Origin of the sequence: Halomonas sp. H2 (genome assembly GCF_050215315.1) — a bacterium.
Lineage (GTDB): Bacteria > Pseudomonadota > Gammaproteobacteria > Pseudomonadales > Halomonadaceae > Vreelandella.
This window is the reverse complement of record NZ_CP189760.1, coordinates 3,301,052-3,325,467: the sequence shown is the minus strand read 5'-3', so window position 1 is coordinate 3,325,467 and position 24,416 is coordinate 3,301,052. Positions and strand designations below refer to the sequence as shown.

The 24,416-nt window shown below is 56.9% G+C and carries 22 protein-coding genes and 1 pseudogene; 12 read left to right on the top strand and 11 right to left on the bottom strand.

What is annotated here, in order from left to right; genetic code table 11:
• Positions 1–192 precede the first annotated feature (192 nt).
• Genes frdA through ACQE2I_RS15450 form a run of 7 tightly spaced genes read left to right on the top strand, consistent with a single transcriptional unit; the run spans position 193 to position 6,797 of the window.
• The gene (gene frdA / locus ACQE2I_RS15480) at positions 193–1,980 is read left to right on the top strand and encodes a fumarate reductase (quinol) flavoprotein subunit (RefSeq protein ID WP_427028952.1); all 1,788 of its coding nucleotides are present in this window, start codon (positions 193–195) and stop codon (positions 1,978–1,980) included.
• Positions 1,977–2,729, top strand: coding sequence for a succinate dehydrogenase/fumarate reductase iron-sulfur subunit (locus ACQE2I_RS15475; protein WP_427028951.1), 753 nt, complete (start codon positions 1,977–1,979; stop codon positions 2,727–2,729). Before frdA ends, ACQE2I_RS15475 begins: the two co-directional genes overlap by 4 nt.
• Positions 2,730–2,743: 14 nt before the next feature.
• Positions 2,744–3,139, top strand: coding sequence for a fumarate reductase subunit C (locus ACQE2I_RS15470; protein WP_427028950.1), 396 nt, complete (start codon positions 2,744–2,746; stop codon positions 3,137–3,139).
• Positions 3,140–3,141: 2 nt separating this feature from the next.
• Entirely contained in the window at positions 3,142–3,549 is a 408-nt protein-coding gene (frdD, locus tag ACQE2I_RS15465; RefSeq protein ID WP_427028949.1) for a fumarate reductase subunit FrdD, read from the top strand.
• Positions 3,550–3,598: 49 nt separating this feature from the next.
• On the top strand, positions 3,599–4,459 hold the full coding sequence (gene menB, locus ACQE2I_RS15460; RefSeq protein ID WP_295711620.1) for a 1,4-dihydroxy-2-naphthoyl-CoA synthase: 861 nt from the start codon (positions 3,599–3,601) through the stop codon (positions 4,457–4,459).
• The gene (gene menC / locus ACQE2I_RS15455) at positions 4,459–5,403 is read left to right on the top strand and encodes an o-succinylbenzoate synthase (RefSeq protein WP_290702220.1); all 945 of its coding nucleotides are present in this window, start codon (positions 4,459–4,461) and stop codon (positions 5,401–5,403) included. The genes menB and menC overlap by 1 nt, the downstream gene beginning before the upstream one ends.
• Positions 5,400–6,797, top strand: a complete 1,398-nt coding sequence (locus ACQE2I_RS15450) for an AMP-binding protein (protein WP_290702222.1) — start codon at positions 5,400–5,402, stop codon at positions 6,795–6,797. The genes menC and ACQE2I_RS15450 overlap by 4 nt, the downstream gene beginning before the upstream one ends.
• A 27-nt stretch (positions 6,798–6,824) precedes the next feature.
• On the opposite strand, the gene ACQE2I_RS15445 is transcribed toward ACQE2I_RS15450, so the two are convergent.
• Entirely contained in the window at positions 6,825–8,099 is a 1,275-nt protein-coding gene (locus ACQE2I_RS15445) for a Zn-dependent hydrolase (RefSeq protein WP_427028948.1), read from the bottom strand.
• Positions 8,100–8,293: 194 nt separating this feature from the next.
• Here ACQE2I_RS15445 and ACQE2I_RS15440 point away from each other — a divergent pair, with 194 nt between their 5' ends.
• The 3 genes and pseudogenes from ACQE2I_RS15440 to ACQE2I_RS15430 form a co-directional block, all read left to right on the top strand.
• The gene (locus ACQE2I_RS15440; RefSeq protein WP_427028947.1) at positions 8,294–9,667 is read left to right on the top strand and encodes an aspartate aminotransferase family protein; all 1,374 of its coding nucleotides are present in this window, start codon (positions 8,294–8,296) and stop codon (positions 9,665–9,667) included.
• A gap of 224 nt (positions 9,668–9,891) precedes the next feature.
• A complete protein-coding gene (locus ACQE2I_RS15435) occupies positions 9,892–10,944 on the top strand; it encodes a class I fructose-bisphosphate aldolase (RefSeq protein WP_427028946.1) in 1,053 nt (350 codons plus the stop codon).
• A gap of 217 nt (positions 10,945–11,161) precedes the next feature.
• Positions 11,162–11,383: pseudogene (locus ACQE2I_RS15430) on the top strand (IS5/IS1182 family transposase); the annotation flags it as partial.
• Positions 11,384–11,583: 200 nt separating this feature from the next.
• Here the strand turns inward: ACQE2I_RS15430 and ACQE2I_RS15425 are convergent.
• The 4 genes from ACQE2I_RS15425 to ACQE2I_RS15410 all read right to left on the bottom strand — a co-directional run bounded on the left by ACQE2I_RS15425 (position 11,584) and on the right by ACQE2I_RS15410 (position 14,228).
• A complete protein-coding gene (locus ACQE2I_RS15425) occupies positions 11,584–11,988 on the bottom strand; it encodes a VOC family protein (RefSeq protein ID WP_427028945.1) in 405 nt (134 codons plus the stop codon).
• Positions 11,989–12,012: 24 nt separating this feature from the next.
• On the bottom strand, positions 12,013–12,615 hold the full coding sequence (locus ACQE2I_RS15420; protein WP_427028944.1) for a DNA-3-methyladenine glycosylase I: 603 nt from the start codon (positions 12,613–12,615) through the stop codon (positions 12,013–12,015).
• Between the two features lie 14 nt (positions 12,616–12,629).
• Entirely contained in the window at positions 12,630–13,391 is a 762-nt protein-coding gene (pcsA, locus tag ACQE2I_RS15415) for a phosphatidylcholine synthase (RefSeq protein ID WP_427028943.1), read from the bottom strand.
• A gap of 222 nt (positions 13,392–13,613) precedes the next feature.
• On the bottom strand, positions 13,614–14,228 hold the full coding sequence (locus ACQE2I_RS15410) for a TetR family transcriptional regulator (protein ID WP_427028942.1): 615 nt from the start codon (positions 14,226–14,228) through the stop codon (positions 13,614–13,616).
• Positions 14,229–14,424: 196 nt separating this feature from the next.
• On the opposite strand from ACQE2I_RS15410, the gene ACQE2I_RS15405 reads away from it, so the two are divergent.
• Positions 14,425–15,522, top strand: a complete 1,098-nt coding sequence (locus ACQE2I_RS15405) for an efflux RND transporter periplasmic adaptor subunit (RefSeq protein ID WP_427028941.1) — start codon at positions 14,425–14,427, stop codon at positions 15,520–15,522.
• Between the two features lies 1 nt (position 15,523).
• Positions 15,524–18,568 carry an efflux RND transporter permease subunit gene (locus tag ACQE2I_RS15400; RefSeq protein WP_427028940.1) on the top strand — a complete coding sequence of 1,015 codons (3,045 nt, stop codon included), beginning with the start codon at positions 15,524–15,526 and terminating at the stop codon, positions 18,566–18,568.
• Between the two features lie 10 nt (positions 18,569–18,578).
• Here the strand turns inward: ACQE2I_RS15400 and ACQE2I_RS15395 are convergent, their stop codons facing one another.
• The 6 genes from ACQE2I_RS15395 to ACQE2I_RS15370 form a co-directional block, all read right to left on the bottom strand.
• Complete coding sequence (locus ACQE2I_RS15395) at positions 18,579–19,421, bottom strand: ABC transporter substrate-binding protein (protein WP_427028939.1); 843 nt, start codon at positions 19,419–19,421, stop codon at positions 18,579–18,581.
• Between the two features lie 142 nt (positions 19,422–19,563).
• Positions 19,564–20,586: a CobW family GTP-binding protein gene (locus ACQE2I_RS15390; RefSeq protein ID WP_427028938.1), complete on the bottom strand. Its 1,023-nt coding sequence runs from the start codon at positions 20,584–20,586 to the stop codon at positions 19,564–19,566.
• A gap of 3 nt (positions 20,587–20,589) precedes the next feature.
• Positions 20,590–21,624 (bottom strand): GTP 3',8-cyclase MoaA, encoded by a 1,035-nt coding sequence (gene moaA / locus ACQE2I_RS15385; RefSeq protein WP_427028937.1) that lies wholly within the window; start codon positions 21,622–21,624, stop codon positions 20,590–20,592.
• Entirely contained in the window at positions 21,621–22,874 is a 1,254-nt protein-coding gene (moeA, locus tag ACQE2I_RS15380) for a molybdopterin molybdotransferase MoeA (RefSeq protein WP_427028936.1), read from the bottom strand. The genes moaA and moeA overlap by 4 nt, the downstream gene beginning before the upstream one ends.
• Positions 22,871–23,515 (bottom strand): molybdenum cofactor guanylyltransferase MobA, encoded by a 645-nt coding sequence (gene mobA / locus ACQE2I_RS15375; RefSeq protein WP_427028935.1) that lies wholly within the window; start codon positions 23,513–23,515, stop codon positions 22,871–22,873. Before mobA ends, moeA begins: the two co-directional genes overlap by 4 nt.
• Positions 23,512–24,381, bottom strand: coding sequence for a formate dehydrogenase accessory sulfurtransferase FdhD (locus ACQE2I_RS15370; protein ID WP_427028934.1), 870 nt, complete (start codon positions 24,379–24,381; stop codon positions 23,512–23,514). The genes mobA and ACQE2I_RS15370 overlap by 4 nt, the downstream gene beginning before the upstream one ends.
• Between the last annotated feature and the right edge of the window lie 35 nt (positions 24,382–24,416).

Genomic DNA, 24,416 nt, shown 5'->3' with positions numbered 1-24,416 from the left:
ACTACGGATGCGGGTTCCCATATTGCTATTTACAGAAATAGCCATCTCACCAGTGCGTTTCTTGATGTACATCAATAGTCCTTTGGACTAATGAACAGAGCCTTCCCCTTGTATGGTAAGTTCGAATAGACAAGACGGCAGCGCAGATTGCCGCCAGTACCACCTTTGACTTGGCTAATGAAGGGGCTTTTCATGCAGCAGCGAGATTTCGATATCGTTATTGTGGGTGGTGGAGGAGCAGGCCTACGCGCTGCCATTGGCGCGGCCGAGCAGGCCAAGGAGCAGGGTACTCCCCAGCGTATTGCACTGCTCTCCAAAGTCTACCCCATGCGCTCCCATACCGTGGCCGCCGAAGGTGGCGCTGCAGCCGTTACCAGCGCCGAAGATTCTCACCAGGCACATTTTGATGACACCGTGGCAGGCGGTGATTGGCTGGTTGAACAAGGGGTAGCCGAATATTTTGTCCATCACGCTTATCAAGAGCTAGTGCAGATGGAGCGTTGGGGTTGCCCCTGGAGCCGCAAGGAAGATGGCCAGGTACAGGTGCGCCGCTTTGGAGGCATGAAAACTGCCCGTACCTGGTTCGCTGCCGACAAAACCGGCTTTCATATGCTCCACACGCTGTTTCAGACCTCGCTCAAATACCCTGAGATCGAACGTTTTGATGAGTACTTCGTGCTCGACCTAGCGGTTCATGAAGGTTCCGTGATTGGGGTGATAGCTCTTCAGGTGGCCACTGGTGAACTGACCTTGTTGCGCGCTAAAGCGGTTATCCTCGCCACCGGCGGTGCGGGGCGCCTTTTTCGCTTTAATACCAATGCGGGCATTGTCACCGGTGACGGTATGGCGATGGCCTATCGCCACGGCGTGGCGTTGCGGGATATGGAGTTTGTGCAATACCACCCCACCGGACTGCCCGGCTCCGGTATTCTGATTACCGAAGCGTGCCGGGGCGAAGGGGGTATTTTGCTCAATAAAGATGGCTACCGCTATCTGCAGGATTACGGCCTAGGCCCGGAAACGCCGCTGGGCAAGCCGGAGAATAAATACATGGAACTGGGACCTCGGGACAAACTCTCCCAGGCCTTTTGGCAGGAACAGCAGGCGGGCCGCACCGGCAAATTTGGCGACAGCGACGTGGTCTATCTCGACTTGCGCCACCTGGGTGAAAAATACATTCTGGAGCGTCTGCCATTTATCTGCGAGCTGGCCAAAGCCTATATCAACGTTGATCCGGTGAAAGAGCCGATTCCCATTCGCCCAGCGGTTCACTACACCATGGGCGGGATCGAAACCGACCCTCAGTGCGAAACCTCGATTGCCGGACTATACGCCGCCGGGGAGTGTGCCTCCGTTGGTTTACATGGGGCCAACCGGCTGGGTTCCAACTCGCTTACCGAGCTACTGGTGTTTGGCCGCTTGGCCGGTGAGCAAGCAAGTCAACGTGCAGCGCAAACCGAGTGGGCCGATATGCACTTGCTGGAAGCCCAGGGTGATCGTCAGCTAGCCAAGCTTTCTAGGCTCTGTGACGGCGCCGGGAGCGATGAGAACTGGGTAGAACACAAGCACGCCATGGTGCAGGCTATGGAGAACGGCTGCGGTATTTATCGCACCGAAGCGAGCATGCGGCAATCGCTTGAAACCATACGCCAGCTACGAGCGCGCTACGAAAAGGTACGCGTTAACGATACCAGCAAAATATTCAATACCGAGCTGCTTGAGTTTATCGAGTTTGGGTATGGCCTAGATATCGCCGAAGCCTCTTGCCTGAGTGCACTGGAGCGCCGTGAATCACGCGGTGCTCACCAGCGCTTGGATGACGGCATGCAGAAACGCGACGACGTTAACTACCTCAAGCATAGCCAGGTGTTCTATCAAGGCGAAGCCAATGCCGAGTTGCACTGGCAGGATGTCGATGTGCGGTTTTCCGCGCCGGCTGAGCGGGCCTATGGCGATGCGGGCAAGGGGGGCAAGGTATGAACACCCAGCAGATCAGCACCAAACAAGTCAGCGTCAAACGCTATCTGCCAGACAGCTCGGCTGAACCCTTCTGGCAGCAGTACGAACTACCGGTGGACGACAGTACCTCGCTACTGGATGCCCTCAACCATATCAAAGAGCAGCTCGATAGCACGCTGAGTTACCGTTGGTCGTGCCGTATGGCGATTTGCGGCTCCTGCGGGGTCATGGTTAACGGCATTCCCAAGCTCGGCTGCAAAACTTTTTTGCGTGATTATGACGGTGATATCCGCATCGAGCCGCTATCCCACTTCCCTGTACAGCGGGATCTAGTGGTGGATATGGAAATATTCCTTGAGCACTTGGCCGCGGTTAAGCCCTACTTGATCGATGACAATCCGGTAAAGCCGTATGACCCGCAGGCGCCGGAAACCTATCAGCAGTCGCCCGAACAGCTCGCCCGCTACAAGCAGTTCGCTAACTGCATTAATTGTGGCCTCTGCTACTCGGCTTGCCCGCAGTTTGGACTTAATCCTGAGTTCCTTGGCCCGGCGGCACTAACGCTGGCCCACCGTTACAACCTGGATAGCCGCGATCACGGCAAGAAGCAGCGTATGGCCGAACTTAACCGCCATGAGGGGGTATGGAGCTGCACCTTTGTGGGCTTCTGCTCCAAGGTATGTCCCAAACACGTCGACCCGGCCGCTGCGGTGAATCAGGGTAAGGTCGAGGCTGCCAAACACACGCTTATTGCGCTGTTTAAAGGTTAGGGGGAGGAGAAGTCGTGGATAAATTATCGTCGCAACGCCTGCCGCCACTGAAACGTAACTGGTGGCTCAAGCACCGCTTTTTTAAGCTCTATATGCTGCGCGAAGCCACAGTATTGCCGCTGGTTTTCTTCACGCTGTGTTTACTCGCCGGTATGGTTGCACTGCTGCAGGGGACGGATAGCTGGCAGGGGTGGATCGCTTTTATGGGCTCCCCCATTGTGCTGCTGCTGAATCTTCTAGCACTGGCCGCCAGCCTGTTTCACGCCGCCACCTTCTTTGTGCTGTTCCCGCGGGTAATGCCGCTGCGCATCGCCGGGCACAGCCTACCTGATCAGGCCATTGTTGCTGGGCAATGGGCAGGTGTCGTGGCAGTCGCACTGCTGTTTTTCTGGCTATTGGGGAGGGCATGAACATGAGCAATCAAGCCATGAGCAAACCTAGTGGCAAACAGGGTGTACAGCACAAACAAGCCTTTGATGAGCCGCTTTGGTGGGGGTTGTTTAGCGCAGGCGGCGTCTGTTTTGCCGTCTTGCTGCCTGCCGTTATTCTCTTTATAGCGATTCTACTGCCGCTTGGCCTACTGCCCGCCGATGCGCTGAGTTATGAGCGAGCATCAGCGCTGCTGTTTAGCGTACCAGGCTTTCTGTTTGTTGGTGCGGTGGTTTGCCTACCGCTATTTCATGCCGCCCACCGCTTGCGCCATGGGCTGTTTGATATCAGCGTGGGCAATGACGCACTTAACAAAAAACTGATGTACGGTGGGGCTGCGCTGCTAAGCATTGTAGCCTTGGGCATAGTCGTGGCGGGCTTTTTTAGCTAAACGACGTACTGTCCTCACCTTATCCCTGACAGATAAAAAAGAGACAGGCATGATCAACGGACTCACTGAAACGGAACTCTATGCCCCAATCGAGTGGCAGGATCGCTCCGATGGCTATCAGGATATTTTGTACCACACCAGTGCCGAGGGCATTGCACGCATCACCATCAATCGCCCCGAGGTACGCAACGCCTTTCGCCCGCTGACGGTCAGCGAGATGGCCCAAGCGCTGAATCGCGCCCGTCACGACAGCGCGATTGGCACCATACTGCTCACCGGCGCAGGTGACAAAGCGTTTTGTTCCGGCGGTGATCAGCGCATTCGCGGTGACTATGGCGGTTACCAGGATGAAGAGGGCACCCACCATCTCAACGTGCTGGATTTCCAGCGCGATATTCGCACCTGCCCCAAGCCGGTGGTTGCCATGGTGGCGGGCTACGCTATCGGCGGCGGCCACGTTTTGCATCTAATGTGTGACCTGACCATTGCGGCCGATAACGCGGTTTTCGGCCAAACAGGCCCCAAAGTTGGCTCTTTTGATGGTGGCTACGGTGCCTCCTATATGGCGCGCATTGTGGGCCAGAAAAAGGCACGGGAGATCTGGTTTCTGTGCCGTCAATATAGCGCCGCCCAAGCGCTGGAAATGGGGCTGGTCAACCATGTTGTGCCGCTGGAAGCGCTGGAGAAAGAGAGCGTGCGCTGGTGTCGCGAGATGCTACAGCACAGCCCCATGGCGTTGCGCTGCCTAAAAGCCGCCCTCAATGCCGACTGCGATGGCCAGGCCGGTCTACAGGAACTGGCGGGCAATGCCACCATGCTCTACTACATGACCGAAGAGGGGCAGGAGGGACGTAACGCCTTTAACGAAAAGCGTCGCCCGGATTTTTCCCGCTACCCGCGTAACCCTTAATGCAGCTGGCGCTTTACCGCTACTCCCTACCGTTTCGTCAGCCGTTGATGTTTAAAGGCCAGCGGCTGGCGCACAGAGAAGGGATGTTAGTTTCCATCAACGGGCAATGGGGCGAGATTGCTCCGCTGCCCGGCTTCTCGGCTGAAACGCTGGCGGAAGCAGAAGTGGAAAGTCTCGCCTGCCTGGCTGCGTTAAGGCGTGGTGAGATAGCCTCTCCAGCACTGCCTTCGGTGCAATTTGGGTTTGACTGCGCCCAGCGCTCTTGGCCAAACAATCTCCCTGCGCCTTTGCCGCCCTACCCGCTGCTCCAGGGAGCACCTGCAGTGCTGATCGAGTCTCTTTCAGCAGGCCGTTGGCAAACATTGCCGCCGACCCGGCTCAAGCTAAAGGTGGCACGCTACGCCATGGAAGAAGAGCTGGCACTGATCGAGCAGCTTGCCAAATGGCTCCCAGCTACCAAGCTGATTCTGGATGCCAACGGTGGCTGGACGCATAAAGAAGCCCTGCGCTTCTGCGGGCGCCTACCCCTTGAACATATCGACTACCTGGAAGAGCCCTGCGCTACCTTTGCCGATACCATCGCAGTAGCCGAGGCAACGGGAGTAACCATCGCGCTGGATGAAACGCTATCGCGTCGGGAAGAGTGGCATTGCCACCCTCAGCTTAAAACCCTGGTAATCAAACCCACACTGATCGGCTCGTTAAGCGACTGCGAGGCACTCGTCCAGCGAGCGCGGGCGGGTAACCTCCGCGTGGTGATCTCCTCCAGCTTTGAATCTGATTTAGGTCTTGGTCTGCTTGCTCGGTTGGCCAGTGAGTGGGCGCCCAATGAGCCGCCGGGGTTAGATACGGGACATTGGCTTACCGGGCGCATTATCACTGCCACGGGCGAAGTGATGACAGAAAGCTTGAACTGCCTCTCTAAAATGGAAAATTCAGCGTGAAAGATACTTGCCCTATTCACTACTGGGCCAAAGAGACCCCGGAACGTATTGCGATAGAGGCTGGCTCGGTAATGCTAAGTTATCGGACGCTCAATCGTCGCGTGGCGTCTTTAGCACAGCAACTGGCCCGGAAAGGTTTTGTACCGGGTGATCGGCTAGTGGTTCCCGCCAAAGGCTCGCTTGAATCCTTGCTGCTGGCGTGGTCCTGCCTGCGGGCCGGGGTTATTTTCTGCCCGCATAATCCAGCGTTCCCTGTAGCCCAGCAGCTCAATTTAGCCAAGCGTTTGCAGGCTGACTGGGTTTGCCAAACGGAAAGCGACAATGATTACTCTTCACAGCTAACGCCAATTACCCTGAGTTTCCTGGCGGAAGCTAACGCAGATGAGCCACCATCGATCGATGGTAGCCAGCTCTGCAACACCATTTTTACCTCCGGCTCTAGCGGCACGCCCAAGGCGGTGTTACATAGTGTGGCGAATCACTTGGCTTCCGCGCGTGGTTCAGCGTCGTTTATTCCCGTTGATCAAAACAGTGGCTGGCTGTTGTCGCTGCCGCTGTTTCATATCGGTGGCTACGCTATCCCGTTTCGTGTTTTTCTCGCCGGTGGGCGGGTGATTCTCGATGATGCTCCGCAAACGCTTCCCGCGCGCCTTGAGCAGCAGTCAATCACCCACCTTTCACTGGTGCCGACCCAGCTGTGGCGGCTGTTGCAGGCAGGTTTTACACCTCAGCGTACTCAATTGCGGGAACTGCTGCTGGGCGGCGCGGCGATACCCGCGCCGCTGGTGGCGAAGATGACATCACTGGGGCTAACACCGAAAGTTAGCTATGGGCTGTCCGAGATGGCCAGCCAAGTCTGCACTGGTATCCCCACCGCGCCGGGCGTCGTCGGCAGGCCTCTGCCGGGCCGTGAAGTGAGGATTGTCGAGGGTGAGATACAGGTGCGCGGTGAGACCCTATTCTGCGGCTATTTGAATAATGGCGAGGTTGATCCAGGCCTAAACGACGAGGGCTGGTTTGCTACCCGCGACAAGGGGCACTTCACTTCGGAAGGCGCGCTGGTAGTGGAAGGGCGGCTAGATAACGGCTTTATCTCCGGCGGCGAGAATATTCAGCCGGAAGCTATCGAACAGCGTTTGGTCGACAACCCCAGCGTCGCCCAGGCGCTGGTCGTACCGGTGCCCCACCCCGAATGGGGAGAGCGCCCGGTGGCGTTTATCGATTGGCATGCAGAAGCCGTGACAGAGCAGGCGCTAAGCGCCTGGGTACGCGAGACGCTACCCGGCTTTATGGTGCCCGACGCCTGGCTAGCCTGGCCGCCAGGAGTGGGTTTTAAGCCTTCCCGAAAGCAGTTCTCTGAGCTGGCGCGGGCACGCGTAGATTTTGCTGTTTAGCGACACGACCTTTTAGGCTTTGCCTCGTTATTCAGCTAGGTCAGCGCCAGCAGCGTCCAGCATGGCATGGAGTAGAACGTTACAGCCTGCGTGGACATGCTCCGGCGTGGCGCTTTCGATCTCGTTGTGACTGATGCCATCCTTGCAGGGAATGAAAATCATGGCGGCGGGGGCGACGCGACCCACAAACATCGCATCGTGGCCTGCGCCGCTGATGATATCCATGTGGGATAGGCCGAGCTTTTCTGCCCCTTGGCGCACCGCATCAACACACTCTTTATTGAAGTATTCCGGCGCGAAATCCGCCGTGGGCGTTAATTCATACGCCAGCCCGTGGCGTTGGCAAATCTCCTCGACTGCCTCAGCGACAGCTTGACCCATCGTGATCAGCGCTTCTGGTTCCCAGTGGCGCATATCCAGGGTCATTTTGACTTGGCCGGGAATTACGTTACGCGAACCAGGATGCAGGGTCATACAGCCGACCGTGCCGCGCCCATGGGGCTGATGATCAAAGGCGATACGGTTGAGCGCTTGGGTAACTTCCGCAGCACCCATCATGGCGTCGCGGCGTAGATTCATCGGCGTAGGGCCCGCGTGGGCTTCAAGCCCGGTCAGGGTTAAATCAAACCACTTCTGACCAAGCCCGCCGATCACCACACCAATCGTGGTGTCGGTATCTTCCAGGATCGGGCCTTGCTCAATGTGCGGCTCAAAGTAGGCTTTTATCTCGCTTGGCGAGACGCTGTCGCTTCCGCGGTAATGGATGGCGTCCAAGGCATCGCTAACCGTCACGCCATCGGCATCAGTGCGCGCCATCATGGCGTCAAATTCCAGCTCGCCGGTAAATACGCCGGAACCCATCATGCAGGGTGGAAAGCGGCAGCCTTCTTCGTTCGTCCAGGCGACGACTTCGATAGGGGATTGCGTGGTGATGTTGTGCTGGTTAAGGGTTCGAATCACTTCCAGGCCAGAGAGCACACCAAAGCAGCCGTCGTACTTGCCACCGGTAGGCTGACTATCAAGATGGCTACCGGCCATGACGGTTTTGGCGGTTGGATCGCTGCCTTCCCGGCGGGCAAAGATATTGCCGATATTATCGATCCGAATCGTGCAGCCCTCTGCACGGCACCACTGGATAAAGAGATCCCGCCCCTGGCGCTCTAAATCGGTAAGCGCTTGGCGGTTGACGCCGCCTTTGGCGGTGGCACCTAGCTTGGCCAACTCCATTAGCGATTCCCAAAGTCGGTCGCTGTCAGTGCGTAAGTCAGCGATAGCGATTTTCGGTTCAGTAAGCGAGTTCATATCAATTCCTTTTATTGAGCACGGACGAAGCTGGCGACTCCCCGATTTATTATTTGGCTCATTGCTAGAGTAGAGATAAAAAAGCCAGTAATACGTATAGATCCTCTAACGTGAACAAAAGAAAAGCGTAATTTTACAAACGTGTGTGGTGGCGCATGCTGAGACCATGTCTCATAGCGATGGAGCTAGACACCATGTTTGGAATAAAAAGCAAAACCAAGACACAAGCCTCGCCTTCTTCGATGGGGGATGCCCCCTCAAAAACGGCACTTAATCAGCACTACTGGATGCCGTTTAGCGCCAACCGCGATTTCCACGCCAACCCGCGTGTCATCGCCGGGGCGGAAGGGCGTTACTACATTGATGACCAGGGTCGTAAGCTGTTCGATTCGCTTTCCGGACTATGGACCTGCGGCGCGGGCCATAACCGCGAAGAGATCCAGAAAGCTGTGGCGGCCCAGCTGGGCAGCCTCGATTTTGCCCCCGGCTTTCAGCTGGGCCATCCGCTGGCGTTCAGACTGGCGGAAAAGATCGCTAGCCTGACGCCTGCTGGGCTGGATCATGTGTTCTTCACCAACTCGGGGTCAGAAGCGGCGGATACCTCGGTCAAAATGGCCAAGGCTTACTGGCGGCTAAAAGGTCAGCCCGAGAAAACCCGCATGATCGGCCGGGCCAAGGGTTATCACGGGGTGAACATCGGCGGCACCAGCCTGGGCGGTATCGGTGGTAACCGTAAACACTACGGCCAGTTGCTGGACGTAACGCATCTTCCCCACACCCTTCAAGCGGGCCACGCTTACACCCGTGGTCAAGCGGAAACCGGCGCTGAGCTGGCCGATGCGCTACTCGAGCAAATTGCACTCCACGATGCCTCGACCATTGCGGCGGTGATTGTCGAGCCGATGTCTGGCTCGGCGGGGGTGATTGTGCCTCCCAAAGGCTATCTAGATCGGCTGCGCGAAATCTGCACTACCCATGATATTCTGCTGATTTTTGATGAAGTCATCACCGCCTTTGGGCGCAGCGGCGCGACCACCGGCGCGCAAGCGTTTGGTGTCACGCCCGATATCATGAACGTAGCGAAACAGATCACCAACGGCGCCATTCCTATGGGCGCGGTAATTGCTTCCAGCGAGATTTTCGACACCTTTATGCACGCTGGTGGCCCCCAGCATGCCGTCGAGTTCTCCCATGGTTATACCTACAGCGCCCACCCGGTGGCCTGCGCGGCGGGATTGGCAGCTCTAGAAATGATGGAGCGTGAGAACTTCCCCGCTCAGGTAAGCGCCATTGCGCCCACCTTTGAGCAGAAGTTGCACGCTCTCAAAGGCCGCAATCATATTGTCGATATTCGTAACTACGGTTTAGCCGGCGCCATTCAGCTCACGCCCCGAGACGGCGATCCAACGATTCGCCCCCGCGATGCCCATATGGCGCTCTGGGGAGCGGGCTTCTACGTGCGCTACGGCGGCGACACTCTGCAGTTTGGCCCCCCGTTTGGCACCACTGAGACCGAGCTAGAGCGCCTGTTCGACGCCGTTGCGACCAGCTTGGATTCATTAGCTTAAGAGCCGCGAGCATAACCTTCGTTGGTTCAACGCCCGTAGCGGAAGCGATTTATAGCCGTGGCTCCGCTGCTGGCAAGCGCAAGGAGCTCAAGCTGCGCCGTATCGACGCGCACTTTCCTTGCAACGGTCATTTCCCTAGGTCATGTTTAAGCTCTATGCTCTATTGAAAATGTAGTTGGCGTACCTTCCGCCCTACTGATCGATAAAGTACAGAGGAGCGCAGCATGACCGATATAGCCGCTTTGCTCGGCAGCGATGCCGATAGCTTGCTGAACCACACTTGCCAGGGCGTTCGTCGTGAAGACTTACATCTTCCCGGCCCCGATTTTATTGACCGTGTGATGACCGATAGCGACCGCAGCCCAGCGGTGCTTCGCAATATGCAGAGCTTCTTTGACCATGGCCGCTTAGCGGGCACTGGCTATCTCAGTCTGTTGCCGGTTGATCAGGGGATCGAGCATTCTGCGGGGGCCTCATTTGCACCAAACCCGCGCTACTTCGACCCGGCCAATATCGTTGAGCTGGCCCTCGAAGGTGGCTGCAACGGCGTAGCGTCAACGCTGGGTGTGTTGTCATCTGTTGCGCGGCGTTATGCCCATAAGATTCCAATGATGCTCAAGCTCAACCATAACGAGACGCTGAGCTACCCGGCCATCTACGACCAGACGCTATTTGCCGATGTCGAACAGGCCCACGATATGGGCTGCGTGGCGGTGGGGGCGACGATTTACTTTGGTTCTCACGAGAGCCGTCGGCAAATTATGGAGATTAGCGAAGCCTTCGAGCGTGCCCACCAGTTGGGTATGGTAACGGTATTGTGGGCGTATCTACGTAACCCTGATTTCAAACAGGGTGGTACCGATTATCACGCCTCTGCCGATCTAACCAGCCAAGCCAATCATATGGCTGCAACCCTTAAAGCGGATATCGTCAAACAGAAGCTGCCCGAGAATAACGGCGGCTATAAGGCGGTCGGTTTCGGGCATACCCATGAGAGAGTCTACAGCGAACTGACGTCTGATCATCCCATCGATCTGGCTCGCTACCAGGTTGCCAACTGCTTTATGGGCCGCGCTGGTTTGATTAACTCTGGCGGTGGCTCTAAAGGGCACTCCGATCTTGGCGAAGCGGTGCGTACGGCGGTGATCAATAAGCGTGCCGGTGGCATGGGGTTAATCTCCGGGCGCAAGGCGTTTCAGAAGCCAGTGCAGGAAGGCGTCGAGCTGCTGCATGCCATTCAGGATGTCTATCTTTCTACCGACGTTACGGTTGCCTGATGGTTGGTAATTGCTAACCGTAGGTCTTAAGTGAGGATCAGCCAACTTGCTGAATATTAAATAATCGTCGTATTGAGATGTTTAAAACGGCATACGCTTAAGGAGCTGTACGATGAGCTGAAAAGTCAGCAGCACGTATTACTGACCCTACTGCGTGCCACTAAACCAGGGCACGGCACAACCCCGCTGGTAAGTGGCTCGCCTGATGTTTTTTGCGATGGGGCGCCCTCGTCGGGATGATCGCCAGATGCTTAATGGAATCCTGTGGACTCTTTGCTCCGCTGCCCAATGGCGTGATGATGGCACCTTCGACCGGGTTCTAACACGGCTACATCTTCACCTTCGAGAAGGCGGATTCATGGATCTCGACACATGGATGCTGGATTCAACCACTATCAGGGCGACCCGATCTGCCAGCGGTGCTGGTAAAAAGGGGGGCCGGTAGAACGGCCCGGTCGCGGCAAATATATTGCAACTGATGGCACCTGATCCGACGTTTATCACCTATGGGCTATTGACGGGGCAAGCTATTCAATTGGATGCCAAACCTTGCGCTCACTATAGAAAGTTTCATCTACGTTCCCCGAGTAGCCAGAAGGTGCTTCTGGACTTATCCGCTCTTGGGCAATGAGGGTTGCCTTACGTCAAATCCATGAACGGATTATAGGCGACTTCCCAGTAGTGGCCTTCTGGGTCGCGGAAGTAGCCGGAATAACCACCCCAGAATACCTCTTCCGCTGGCTTGATCAGCTCAGCGCCTGCGGCAACCGCTTGTTCGAGCAGTTGATCAACGGCGTCTTGGCTGGCGACATTATGAGCCAGCGTGATACCGCTGAAGCCACTAGGTGACTCGCTGTGGATGCCGATATCTTTAGCTAGCTCTTCACGTGGGAAAAGTGATAACCAAGCCCCTTCCATTTTGAAAAAGGCGACCTCATCGCTATCCGTTTTGTGCTCCGGCAGGCCTAGGCCTTCACGGTAAAAGCGGATAGCGCGTTGCAGGTCGTTTACGCCAAGCGTGATCAGGCTGATTTTCGGCTTCATGGGGGCGCTCCTAATAAGATGGCTTTAGGTGGGACGCTGAAACTGTTGCCGCGCCTGCTCTACGCGTTCGCGGGTAACGCAGTTTAGCGAGTGGTCATTGAGCAGCCCCATGGCCTGCATAAAGGCAAACGCAGTGGTGGGGCCGAAAAATTTCCAGCCGCGCTTTTTCAGTTCTTTCGCCATTGCTACGGATTCGGGCGAGGTGGTCTGAGTTTGTGGTGTCGCTAATTCGGTAGGCTCGAAACGCCAGAAGAAGGCTGCCAGAGAGCCTTCCTGTTCGGTCATGTCTTGCGCCCGCTTCGCATTATTAATCGTTGCTTCGATCTTACCGCGGTGGCGAATAATCCCTGCGTCTTGAAGTAAGCGGTGTACATCGTCTTCGCCAAAGTGGGCGACTTGGTGAAAATCGAAGTGCTGAAAAGCGGCGCGAAAGTTTTCGCGTTTATTGAGAATAGTGCGCCAGCTTAAGCCCGACTGAAAACTCTCTAAACACAGCTTTTCGAACAGTCGCTGGTCGTCATCTACTGGAAAGCCCCACTCGTTGTCATGGTAGGGCAGAAACTCCGCCGCGCCGCCACACCATTGGCAGCGGGGGTGCCCGTCGGGGGCGATAAAATCGTTGGCCATCAGCTACCCATCCGTTAATCGAACCACTCTTGAGCGGTACGCCACAGGCACATACCGATGAAATAAGCCGATGTTATGCCCCATCCCCATAGTGCCCAGGCAGCATGCTCTGGGCTGGAGAGCACCAGTGACGTGGCGCATACACACCACACCAGGGTGACGGCGATATTGAGTGGCATAAATAAGCGCACCCGAAAAGGATGCAGAAACTTCATTCGGGTTACGGTGAGGATGGCTAGGAGAACGATAGAGGCAAAGGTGATAAAAGGCGGGAAATCGAGAATATAAAAATAGGCGGAGGCGATGTTCCAGGCGGCGGGAAAGCCAACAAAGTAATTATCCTGGCTTTTCATATCGACGTTGCAGAAACAGAACATCGATGACAGCAAAATAATAAACACTGATAGCAGCCCTAAATAGGGCGGCAATTCAATGAAGTAGTAGATAAACAGAGCGGGAATAAAGGCCCAGGTCAGGTAGTCGATGACCATATCAAGCGTTGAGCCATCAAAGTGGGGCAGTATGGCCTTGACTTCATATTTGCGCGCCAGGGTGCCATCAATACCGTCGATCATCATCGCGGCGCCTAGCCATAGGAGACAAGCGACTGGATTGTTGTCGACCAGTGCGAGCAGCGCCATCGTTCCGAGCAGCACACCGCTGGCGGTAAATATGTGCACGCTCCATGCCTTACATCGTGAGGCGCGGGATTCTGTGTGCGAAGAGAACGATTGAACCACGTTGACCCCATTGGGAACGTGTTGTCCCCTTTTCATTTGATTTATAACTAAGCCTGTAAAGAAAGATACACTACTACAAGAATGCATCCAGAGAATACGCTGGCAGCGCAATACCGCGTTTTATGGTTATGTGTTGGACGTGAATTAAGCGCTGCTATGTGTAAGAGGACTCAACTAACACGCTCAGGCAACGTGTGCACATCCATCTATTTGGTATTGACCAGTTCTACTAGGCGTCTGGGGTTTAGACGTACGGGGCTAGCCCACCAAGAGCCCGCGCATCAATGTTTCGACGATGCTGTCACGGTCGTCATCCAACGAATGCTGGTGAGTGTCTTGCAGCCAATCAAAGCAAGTACCAATCAGAAAGCCGTGAAACTGTCGGCGAGCGTTTACGGGTGTCAGGTCGGCGCGTAGCTGGCCCTGCTGCTGAACTTGTTCGAACAGTTGCTCGACCCGGGCCACCGCATGTTCCGACAGTCGCGTAATCATGCTGATGCGCGGGTGGTCGTCTTCGAGTTTTTCGCAGCGGTGCAGCACAATCGTTGCTGCCCGCTGTAGCGGCAGGTCGTGACATATAGCGGCGAGCGAGCTCTGGGCGATGTCTCGCAGGCATTCAGCCGGTGTATCTGCCAGCCGTGCTACGGCATCTTCAACGATGCCATCCAGCGGCAGTCTGACCCGCTCGAGTAATGCATTGAAGAGCGTTGCTTTATCTTCAAAGTGCCAATAAATAGCCCCCCTTGTCACGCCTGCCGCCTGGGCGATATGCGCCAAAGTAGTGCGCGAAACGCCCTGGGCAAGAAATGTGGTTTCCGCAGCATCGAGAATCGCCTCGCGGGTACGCTCGGCGTCGGCCTTACGACGGGACATAGCGGCTCCTATTGATAGCATTAGCGGTATTTTGGCACTGATAGATAGCCAAGTCGCCGCGTGGTGAGTAATATACGCTTCACTGACATTCATGAATGTCAGTGAAGCGTATATTACTTTATGCTGCCCTCTAAATGTTGCTGTTTTCTAAATTTTACGTTGAAAAGCGGTATCGACCGCCACCAAGGAGCCTATCGTGCGCGCGACCCAGCTACGTTTACTGCCAGTCCTACTGGCCTTGCTTGTGCTAATGGGCTGCGAGCAACCTCAGGCGCAACCAGAAGCGTCGGCACGACCGGTGAAGTTGATGACCCTGGAGTCCGCAAGCGCCTCGGCACTTCGCCAGTTTCCAGCGCGGGTGGAAGCGACCACGCGCAGCAATCTCTCGTTTCGTATGGCGGGTGAACTGCTTGAGCTCAACGTTAGCCCCGGCCAGCAGGTCAGCGAAGGCGAGATAATTGCGCGTATTGATGATCGCAATGCCCAGAGCGAGCTGGATAGCGCGCGCTCGCGCTTGGAGTTGGCCAAGGCGATGCTAGAACGCATGCGCTATACCCTGGAGCGCGGGGCGGTCAGTCAATCCCAGTTTGACGAATCGCAGAGCGAGTGGCGGGCTGCCCGCGCCACCTTTGAGCAGGCCCAGGAGCAGGTCACGCATACCCAGCTACGCGCGCCCTACGATGGGGTGATTGCCCAAGTACCGGTGGATAACCGCCAGATTGTTCAGGTGCAGGAAACCGTTGCGGTGATTCAGCAGCCGGGGCAGTTGGACGTGGTGTTTCATCTGCCCGAGCAAATTGTACAGCGTATGCCTCGAGGTGACGGAGCGGGCCCATTGGGTGATGAGATCGCCTTCGAGGTGCGTTTTGGCAATAGCGATAAACCCTACCTCGCCCAGCTAGCCTCCTATACCACTCAAGCCAGCGCGCAAAGCTTGGCTTATGAAGTCACCCTCACGCTGCCCCAGCCGGACGATATCACGCTGTTGGATGGCATGAGCGCCAACGTGCGTTTGGATTTAAGTTCGTTGCAAACCGCAAACGCTTCACCGCTTTGGCACCTACCCCCAGACGCCGTCAGTTACGCAGGGGACGACCCGGAGCAGGCACAGGTATGGCGCTTTGTAGCACCTGAAAGCGTCGAGGCAGTCCCCGTCAACGTCGGCCGATTGACGTCCTCCGGCCTTGAGGTCAGTGGCGAGCTGGCGGCGGAAGACCGTATCGTATCAGCGGGTGCCCACCGCCTAACCGCGGACACCAAAGTGACTCCGTGGGAAAAAGAGCAGGGGCTATAAGATGGTCGATTACTTTTTACGCCATCGAGCAGCCAGCTATTTAATGACCGTGGTACTGCTGGCCGGCGGCGCATTGTCTTTTTTAGGCATGGGTCAGTTGGAATTTCCCGAGTTCACCATTCGCAACGCCCTGATTACCACCCAGTACCCGGGGGCTACGCCGGAAGAGGTTGAGCAGGAAGTCACCTCGACGCTGGAAGAATCAATCCAGGGAATGTCATCGATCAAACGCGTTAGCTCGGTCAGCTCCGACGGCCTCTCGCAGATCACCATCGAGCTTGAAAGCACGGTGCAGAATGAGCAGTTGGAGCAGCTATGGGATTCGCTCAGGCGTAAAGTCCAGGATGCACAGGCAGCGCTACCACCGGGCGCCAGCCAATCCCGCGTTAACGACGATTTCGGCGATGTGTTTGGGTTTATGGTCAATCTGACCGGCGAAGGCTACAGCATGCCTGACCTTGCCGACCAGGCGGACTTTCTCAAGCGCGAGCTCACCCTGGTAGACGGCGTCGAGAAAGTGTCGCTGGGCGGTGAGCACGAAGAGCGCATCTATATAGAAGTCGACCGCGAACGGCTGCGTGCGCTGAACATCCCTTTAACCCGCCTGCAGCAATTGCTCGACACTCAAAACGCCGTAGCCGATGCAGGCCACCTTAAACAGGATGGCCGCCGCTTTCGTATCACGCCTACCGGCAGCGCGGCGGATATTGATGACTTGCGGGCGCTGATCGTGAGTGAAGGCGATGGCGAGCTGGTGCGGCTAAGCGATATCGCCGAGGTGTCGCGGGGCTTGGCCGAACAGCCTCAGCAGCTTTATCGCGATATGGGCCGTCCGGCGATGTCGCTGGGCGTCTCGTTTGAAAGTGGCGTCAACGTAGTGGAAGTCGGCGCGCGGCTTCAGCAGCGGTTGGATGAACTTCAAGCGCGCACCCCGCTGGGAATGGAGCTCAACGTGGTCTACAACCAGCCGCAGGTGGTTGATGAAGCGGTGTCGGGTTTCTTGATGAGTTTGCTGCAGGCTGTGGCCATTGTGATCGTGGTGCTGATGCTGTTTATGGGCTGGCGCAGTGGCCTGCTGATGGGCTTTATCCTGCTGATCACCATCATCGGTACCTTTATGCTGATGCGCTTTCATGGCCTCCAGCTGGAAAAAATATCGTTAGGGGCGCTGATTATCGCCCTCGGGATGCTGGTAGATAATGCCATTGTGGTCACCGAAGGCATGTTGGTGGGCTTGAAGCGCGGCCAGAGCATTCGCGACTCGGCGCACCAAGTGGTTCGCCAAAATGCCTGGCCATTGTTAGCGGCCACGCTGATTGCGATTGCCGCCTTCGCGCCGATTGGCCTCTCCCCGGATACCACCGGCGAGTTTATCGGTTCGCTGTTTTTTGTACTGCTCTACTCGCTGCTGCTGAGCTGGATTACCGCGCTGACGTTAACACCGTTCTACTTTAAGCTGTTTTTCCGCAACATCGCGCCTGGCGATGGCCAGGAGGATCCCTATAAAGGCGGTGTTTATCGCTTTGTGGGGCGCGTGATTATGACGGGGATTCGCTGGCGCTGGTTAACCCTGGTGCTGATGGTGGCGGTCTTAGTGGGTGCGGTCGTCGGCTTTGGTTCGGTCAAAAATGCCTTTTTCCCAGCCTCTAACACACCGATCTTTTTTATCGATTATCGCACGCCGGAAGGCACGGATATCCTTGAAACCCAGCGCCGTGTGAGTGAGTTAGAAAACAGCATTATGGAGATGCAGGGTATTCGCCATCTAACCACCACGGTAGGCGGTGGCGCGCAGCGCTTTACCTTGACCTATGCGCCGGAAGACCGCTACGCAAGCTACGCGCAACTGATTGTCGAAACTGGCAATAAAGCTATTCAGCGTGAGCGTATGGCGGAGGTTGGGCGGGTTTTGGAGCGCGATCACAGCGATATCGACTATAAAATAGCGCCGCTGGAGGTTGGCCCAGCGCCGAAAGCCAAGCTGGAGGCGCGCTTCTATGGCAGTGACCCGCAAGTGTTGCGCCAGCTAGGTGATCAGATAGCAGCCATGTTCCGTGACACACCCAATATGACCAGCGTGCGCACCAGCTGGCGCAACCGCGTGCAGGCGATTGAGCCGGTGTTTTTGGAAGACACGGCGCGCAGGCTCGGCGTTACTCGCGAGGACTTGGCGAGTACGCTTGCTTTGAGTACCAGCGGCAGTCAGGTGGGTATTTATCGCGACGGTAGTGACCTGATTCCCATGGTGGCGCGGGCAATTCCCGAGCAGCGCCACGACGTCGATAATCTTGGCTCGCTTAATGTGTGGAGCGAAGAGCAGGGGCGCTATATCACCGCTGATCAGGTCATCAGTGATATCACCACCCAGGCGGCCGACTCGCTGATTATGCGCCGCAACCGCGAACGCATGCTGGCGGTATACGGCGAGCCAGACCCGTTAAGCGGCGTAACCGCGGCCAGCGTCTTGGCCGAAATCCGCCCCCAGGTAGAGGCGTTGGAGCTACCATCAGGTTATCGATTGGAGTGGGGCGGCGAGTTTGAAACCGCAGGCGAAGCGCAGAGCGGGCTATTTGCCTCGCTGCCGCTGGGTATCGTGATGATGTTTATCCTCACCGTGGTGCTATTCAACAACTTCCGCCAACCGCTGGCGATTTGGTCGCTGGTGCCGCTGACCATTATCGGCGTGGTGGGCGCGCTGTTGATTACCGGGTTGCCGTTCTCGTTTATGGCGCTGCTGGGCACGCTGAGCTTGATCGGCATGGTGATCAAAAACGCCATCGTGCTGGTGGAGGAGATCAACGTACAACTGCCGCTGCATCAAGACCGTTACCACGCGGTAGTGCGGGCGGCCGTTAGCCGGGTACGCCCGGTAGCGATGGCTGCGCTGACCACCATGCTGGGGATGATTCCGCTGATTAGCGACGCCTTCTTTGCCAGCATGGCGGTGGCGCTGATTGGAGGCCTTGGCGTCGCCACGCTGTTAACCCTGGTGGTGCTGCCGGTGGTTTACTGCGTGCTTTATCGCATCAAAATCCACGCCGATTAGCAGAGAGCGTTTAGTTCAGCGCTGCGGCGACTTCTTCAATCTGCAGCTTAAGGCTCTGCAGGCCGCCGCCGGAGAGGTACCACAGCGCGGGTGTGAGCATAACGACCCGGGCGTTTTCGGCACCGGCATCTGACAGCGTTTGCGCTAGGGCATCCGCATCGGCAGGCTCATCGCCAATCGCGGCACTGCGGTCAATCACTAGAACTACGTCGGGATTAATCTCGCCAATCGCCTCAGGGGAGAGCGGGGTAAAGGTACGCGTGCCGCGTGTCTCGGAAGTGACGCTATCCGGTATCTCAAGTACTGCGACGCCCAGCACGTCGTGAACCACCGGGTGCCGATTCAGCATCAGGTTGCCGCCGTTGTGGGTCACCACCAGCGCACGGGGAGTGTTGCTTAACGCTTCGCGCTGGGTCTCTATTTCGGCATGTAGTGTTTCAAGCGCCTTTTCTGCGTCGCTTTCCGCCTCTAAACGACTCGCCAGTTCGCGCACATTGGAGTCAAAAGCGTTGAGATAATCATCGCTTTGCAGGCTGGTATTCAGCAGTGGGGCGATCTCGCCAAGTTCGTCTTCCCAATCACCCTGACGGCCGGTGTAGACAATCAGACTGGGCTCGCTTGCGCGGATGGCGTCCATGTCCGGTGAGCGCAGGCCGCCGATATCGGTGTAGCTATCTCCCGCGTACTGCTCTAAATAGTTGGGCAAGCTTGCTTTAGGTATGCCCACCACCTGCTCGCTCAAACCAAGTGCATCAAGGGTATCTAAACTGCCTAAATCGAAGGTGGCGATACGCTGGTCGGCGCTAGCGTTGGCAGTGGCCAAGAGTAACGCAGCGGTGATGGCAAACTTCATTGGCCTTCCTTTTATGAGAAAATATTTTATATGCGATAGTTTCTCATAATCGCAGTCGCGCTCTATTTTGTCGCCCTTTTAAGCGGGAACAGTGCGTTGCGTAAAACGCGACCGCCCCCACTGTTCAGCAAGTGCTTGAGAGTCAGGCCAACGCGGCCAAAGCGGCTTCGAGTTCAGCGCAGGGTTTATTCAGTGATTCGGGGAGAATAACTTCCAGACGTGAATCCTGACGCCACGCGCTGCTTTCAATGCTCAGCGTGCCCGCTGCGCGGTTGAGACGTTTCCAGCCGCTATCGGTATGAAACACGCCTTTAATGCGTGCCTCCCTGGGAAGCTCGCCCAAATAAGCGGCGAGACGATCTAGATCAAAGCATTCGCTTGGGTGCCAGCGTAACCCTGTACTGGTGTAGCCCAGCGAGGTGCCGGTTTCACGCTGGGGCTTGCCGGGCGGGGGCGGAAAATCAAAGAATGCCCCTGGTAAGCTGGGAGCCGCAGCCAACTGTTGATGACTAGCGGGGACGCTGGTATCGCTCGTTTTGGCGCTCCCGCTTTGGGTCAGCAGCGCTATCGGTAGTTCGCCTTGCGGGGCTTCCTGCACCCATTTGCGCGGCGGCCAACGGTCAGCCACAAAAGCGTGGGCGGCGCTGAGCTGTTCGGGGGTGCTGTGGTCGAGCATGGTCAGCGCCACGGCATCGGCCATATCGAGCTGATCGCGGAAGGTATCGTGCTGCAGGGCGCGTGGGTCATCCATTCGGCGTGGGTCGAGAGTGGCAATAATGTCGCGCACTTCAACCACCTCTTGAAAGGCTTCGCCGCGCAGTAGATCCAGCAGGCCTGCCGGGTGGCCAAGGCCGGAGGGCTCGATAATTACCCGATCAGGCTTGCTGCGCGCCAGCAGGTTAACGAGCGCCGCTTGGAGTACAAAAGCGAGCTGACAGCACAGGCAGCCGCCGGGCAAGCCTTTCACCACCACATCGTCGCGGGCATCAAACATCGCTTGGTCGATGCCGATTTGACCAAATTCGTTGACCAGGATGGCCCACTTTTCATCCACAGGCTTCTGTTCAATCAGGCTGTGGATAAGCGTGGTTTTACCGCTACCGAGAAAACCGGTGATGATATGCACCGGCACTTTTAGTTTGGCCAATCCTTGTAATGCTGCCAACGCTTAGCCTCCCGTCATATTCATAAAGCGCACTACCTGCACATCGCCGTCAGTGGTGAAGTGATGACGCTCCGGCTTTAGCGGCAGAGCGTTGATAATGGCCTCTTTCAGCACCTGCATGTTGCCGGGGTGACGGCGCAGTACGGCGCGCAGATCCACCGAGTGCTCGTTGCCTAAGCAGAGCAGCAACCGCCCTTCAACGGTGACGCGGACGCGGTTGCAGGTATCGCAAAAGTTGTGGCTATGGGGCGAGATAAACCCTACGCGGCTGTCGCTATCGGCCATTTTGAAGTAGCGCGAAGGGCCGGGGGTGGTTTCGGTGGTGGGGATCAACGGGTAGCGCGTTTCGATCAACGCTTGGACATCGTCGCTGGAGTAGAAGGTCTCCGCTCGAGAGTGGTCGGAAACGTCGCCCAGCGGCATCTCTTCGATAAAGCTAATATCGAGGCCTTGCTGGCGGGCAAAGGTGACCAGGTCGATCACTTCATCGTCGTTACGACCTTTTAAAATCACCGCGTTGAGCTTGATACGTTTAAAGCCGGCTTCCTGTGCGGCGTGAATGCCGTCGATGACTTTAGCCAAATCACCGGTGCGGGTGAGCTGCTTGAAGCGCTCGGCGTCCAGCGAATCGAGGCTGATATTCAGCCGCCGTAGACCGCTGGCGTAGAGCTGCTTGGCGTGCTTGCGCAGGCTGGCGCCGTTAGTGGTCATGGTAAAATCGTTAAGGCCGGGCATAGCGCCGATCTCATCGACCAGTTGCTCAATGCCGCGGCGCACTAAAGGCTCGCCCCCGGTAAGGCGGATTTTCTCAACCCCAAGCTCGGTGAAGGCGCGGGCGACCATAGCAATCTCTTCCAGCGTGAGCACTTGGGCGCGGGGTAAAAAGGTCATCTCCTCGCTCATGCAGTACACGCAACGGAAATCACAGCGATCGGTGACCGAGATACGCACGTAACTGATGCGTCGACCAAAGCCGTCGATCAACTGCTGGTTAGCTTGTGCTTGAGACTGTTGTTGTAAGGATCGTTGCTCGATCATAGCCATCCCGTTAGTGATTGTATGCTGACTACCTCGCCTGGTTGCGCGCCGTCTTGGTCGTCGGCAAGCTCAATTAAACAGTTCGCAGCTACCATCGAGGTCAAGATGCCCGAACCCTGGGCGCTGGTGCTACGCACGTGTAACTGTCCCTGTTCATCAGTATGGTAGATGCCGCGAATAAAATCAGTACGCTTTAAGCGGCTTTTTATGACGTTATCAGCTATCGCATTTAGGCGCTGGGGCGGCATTATCGGCTGCCCATAAAGCTGATCCAGCAGCGTCTTCACAAACTGTAGAAAGGTTACCATGACCGCCACCGGATTGCCGGGCAAGCCCACAAACGGCGTACGCGTTTCGCCCAACCAGCCGCAGGCCATGGGGCGGCCAGGACGCAACGCTACGCGCCAGAAAGCCAGGCGGCCCAGCTGTTCCAGGGCGTCGCGGGTGAAGTCTGCTTGACCCACCGATACGCCGCCGCTGGTGATGACTAAATCGCTCTGCTCTGCGGCCTGCTTAAGCGCCGTTTTGGTGGCGTCCAAGTCGTCCGGCAGAATGCCCAGATCGATCACGTCAGCGCCCTGTTCAATGAGCAGGCCGGTCAGCGTAAAGCGGTTGGCATCGTAAATGCCTGCCTGAGGCAGTGGTTCACCGGGGGCAGTGACTTCATTGCCGGTGGAAAAAATCGCGACCCTTGGGCGCTTACATACGACGATTTCGGCATAACCCAGTGACGCTATCAGCCCCAGCGCAGCGGCATCGAGCCGCGCGCCAGCCGGTAGTGCAGTGTCGCCAATAGCAATGTCTTCACCGGCTTGACGAACGTGCTGACCGCGCTTGATATGTTCGGGAAACTCAATGACGACCTGCTCAGGTTGCTCATCCAGCTGTTCACGCATAATGACGGTATCGGTGCCTGGTGGCAGCGGGGCGCCCGTGGTAATACGCACGCACTGGCCGAGAGGCACGGGTTCGCTGCGGTACTGTCCGGCAAAAACATCTCCCGCCAGCGGCCAGTGAGTCTGAACGGGAGAGGGTTCGTTCCAGGCCAGCGCTATACCATCCATCGCTGCGTTGGTATTTTGTGGCACGTTAATCGGTGCCTGCAGAGCTACCGCCAAACGGCGGCCATAGGCCTGCGCCAGCGGTATCTGTTCACTGCCCAGCGGACGCTCAATCAACGTGGCGAGCGCCTGACGCGCTTCGTCAACGCTAAGCATCTGTTCACCAAGGTCAAAGCAGGAGAGCGTCATGTGGTTTTCTTTTTCGCGTTGGCATCATTTTCAAGCGCTGCTTCCAGACGCATTTTCTCTTCCTCCGTATTAAGGTTGGCAAAGGCCTCAGGGCAGTCGGACATATCGACCCGGCGCCAGGCGTGGCGCGCATACCAACGATCAATCTTGCGCTCGCCTTCAGCAAGCGTGGCGGCCAAATCATCGGCCAAGGAGGTGCGCAGTAGCGCGACCACCGGGTGTAGCCGTTCGCCGTCAAAGGCTACGGCGATGTCACAGTCGCCGCTTTCTGAGGCGATGCCTGCCACCATACGGGCGACTAAATCGTCGGGCAGGGCGGGGGAGTCGCAGGGAACCACCAGTAACCAGGGTGTTTTTGCCGCGCGTAGGCCACTATAAATTCCCATTAGCGGGCCTTTGAAGCCTTCTTCGGCACCGTCCATTACCAGATCCGCAATCACGCGGTCAGCAAAAAATTGGTAGGTGTCGGCATTGCGGTTGGCATTAATTAGCAGCTCGGCTACCTGGCCTTCAAGGCGTTTCACCACATGGCCAACGAGCGGCAGGCCCGCGAACGGCTCAAGCCCCTTGTCGCGACCACCCATCCGGCGTCCTTCACCACCGGCGAGAATCATGCCGGTGAGTTCTTTAATGGGAGTCATGAGCTAGCCTCTTTGGATGAACGAGCATGGGAGGGCCGAGCCGGAATAGCGTCCAGCGTTAAACGGCGGTGGGTATTGATGGCCTGGAAGTGGCGGCCTTTGGCGCGGGCAATCAACATGACGCCAAAGCGCTCGGCCAGCTCGACGCCTTTTTGGGTAACGCCGGAGCGCGATACCAGCACGCTAATGCCCATTTGCGCCACTTTTAGCACCATCTCGGAGGTCAGTCGCCCTGTCGTGTAGAAGATATCTGCATTGGCGCTGTCTGCCTGCTGCAACCACTGGCGGCCCGCCAGCGTATCCACAGCGTTGTGCCGGCCTACGTCTTCGACAAAATCCAATACCTCTGTTTGATGGCACAGCGCGCAGCCATGCACGGCGCCCGCGCTGCGATACGTCTCATTATAGGCGTTGAGGTTTTGCAGCAGCTGATAAAGGGTGGATTGTGCTAACTGCGTGTGGGGCAGCGCAGTGAGTGCCGTCTGGTCGAGCAATTTACCAAACACTGTGCCCTGGCCGCAGCCGGTAGTGACAGTGCGAGTGCTTAGGCGTGCCTCCAGATCTTCCGGCAAATGGCGGGTAACAATCACCGCTGCCTCTACCTCCCAGTCGACCTGCACTGCTTCGAGGTCGTCGGCGGCGCGTAGCAGCCCCTGATTGCGCAGGTAGCCCACTACCAACGCCTCGGGGTCGTCGCCCAGGGTCATTAAGGTGACAATTTCACGCTTGTTGAGGTACACCGTCAATGCCCGTTCAGCGGCAATCGCCTGCTGACGCGCATCGCCGTATTCGTCAACGATACTGATCTCGGTGGTGGCCGGTAAGCGAGCTCGGCTTATCTGAAGGGCAGGCTGAAGGGCGGGCATGGGTAATCCTCGCGAAATGGTTCTCGCAAAACGAC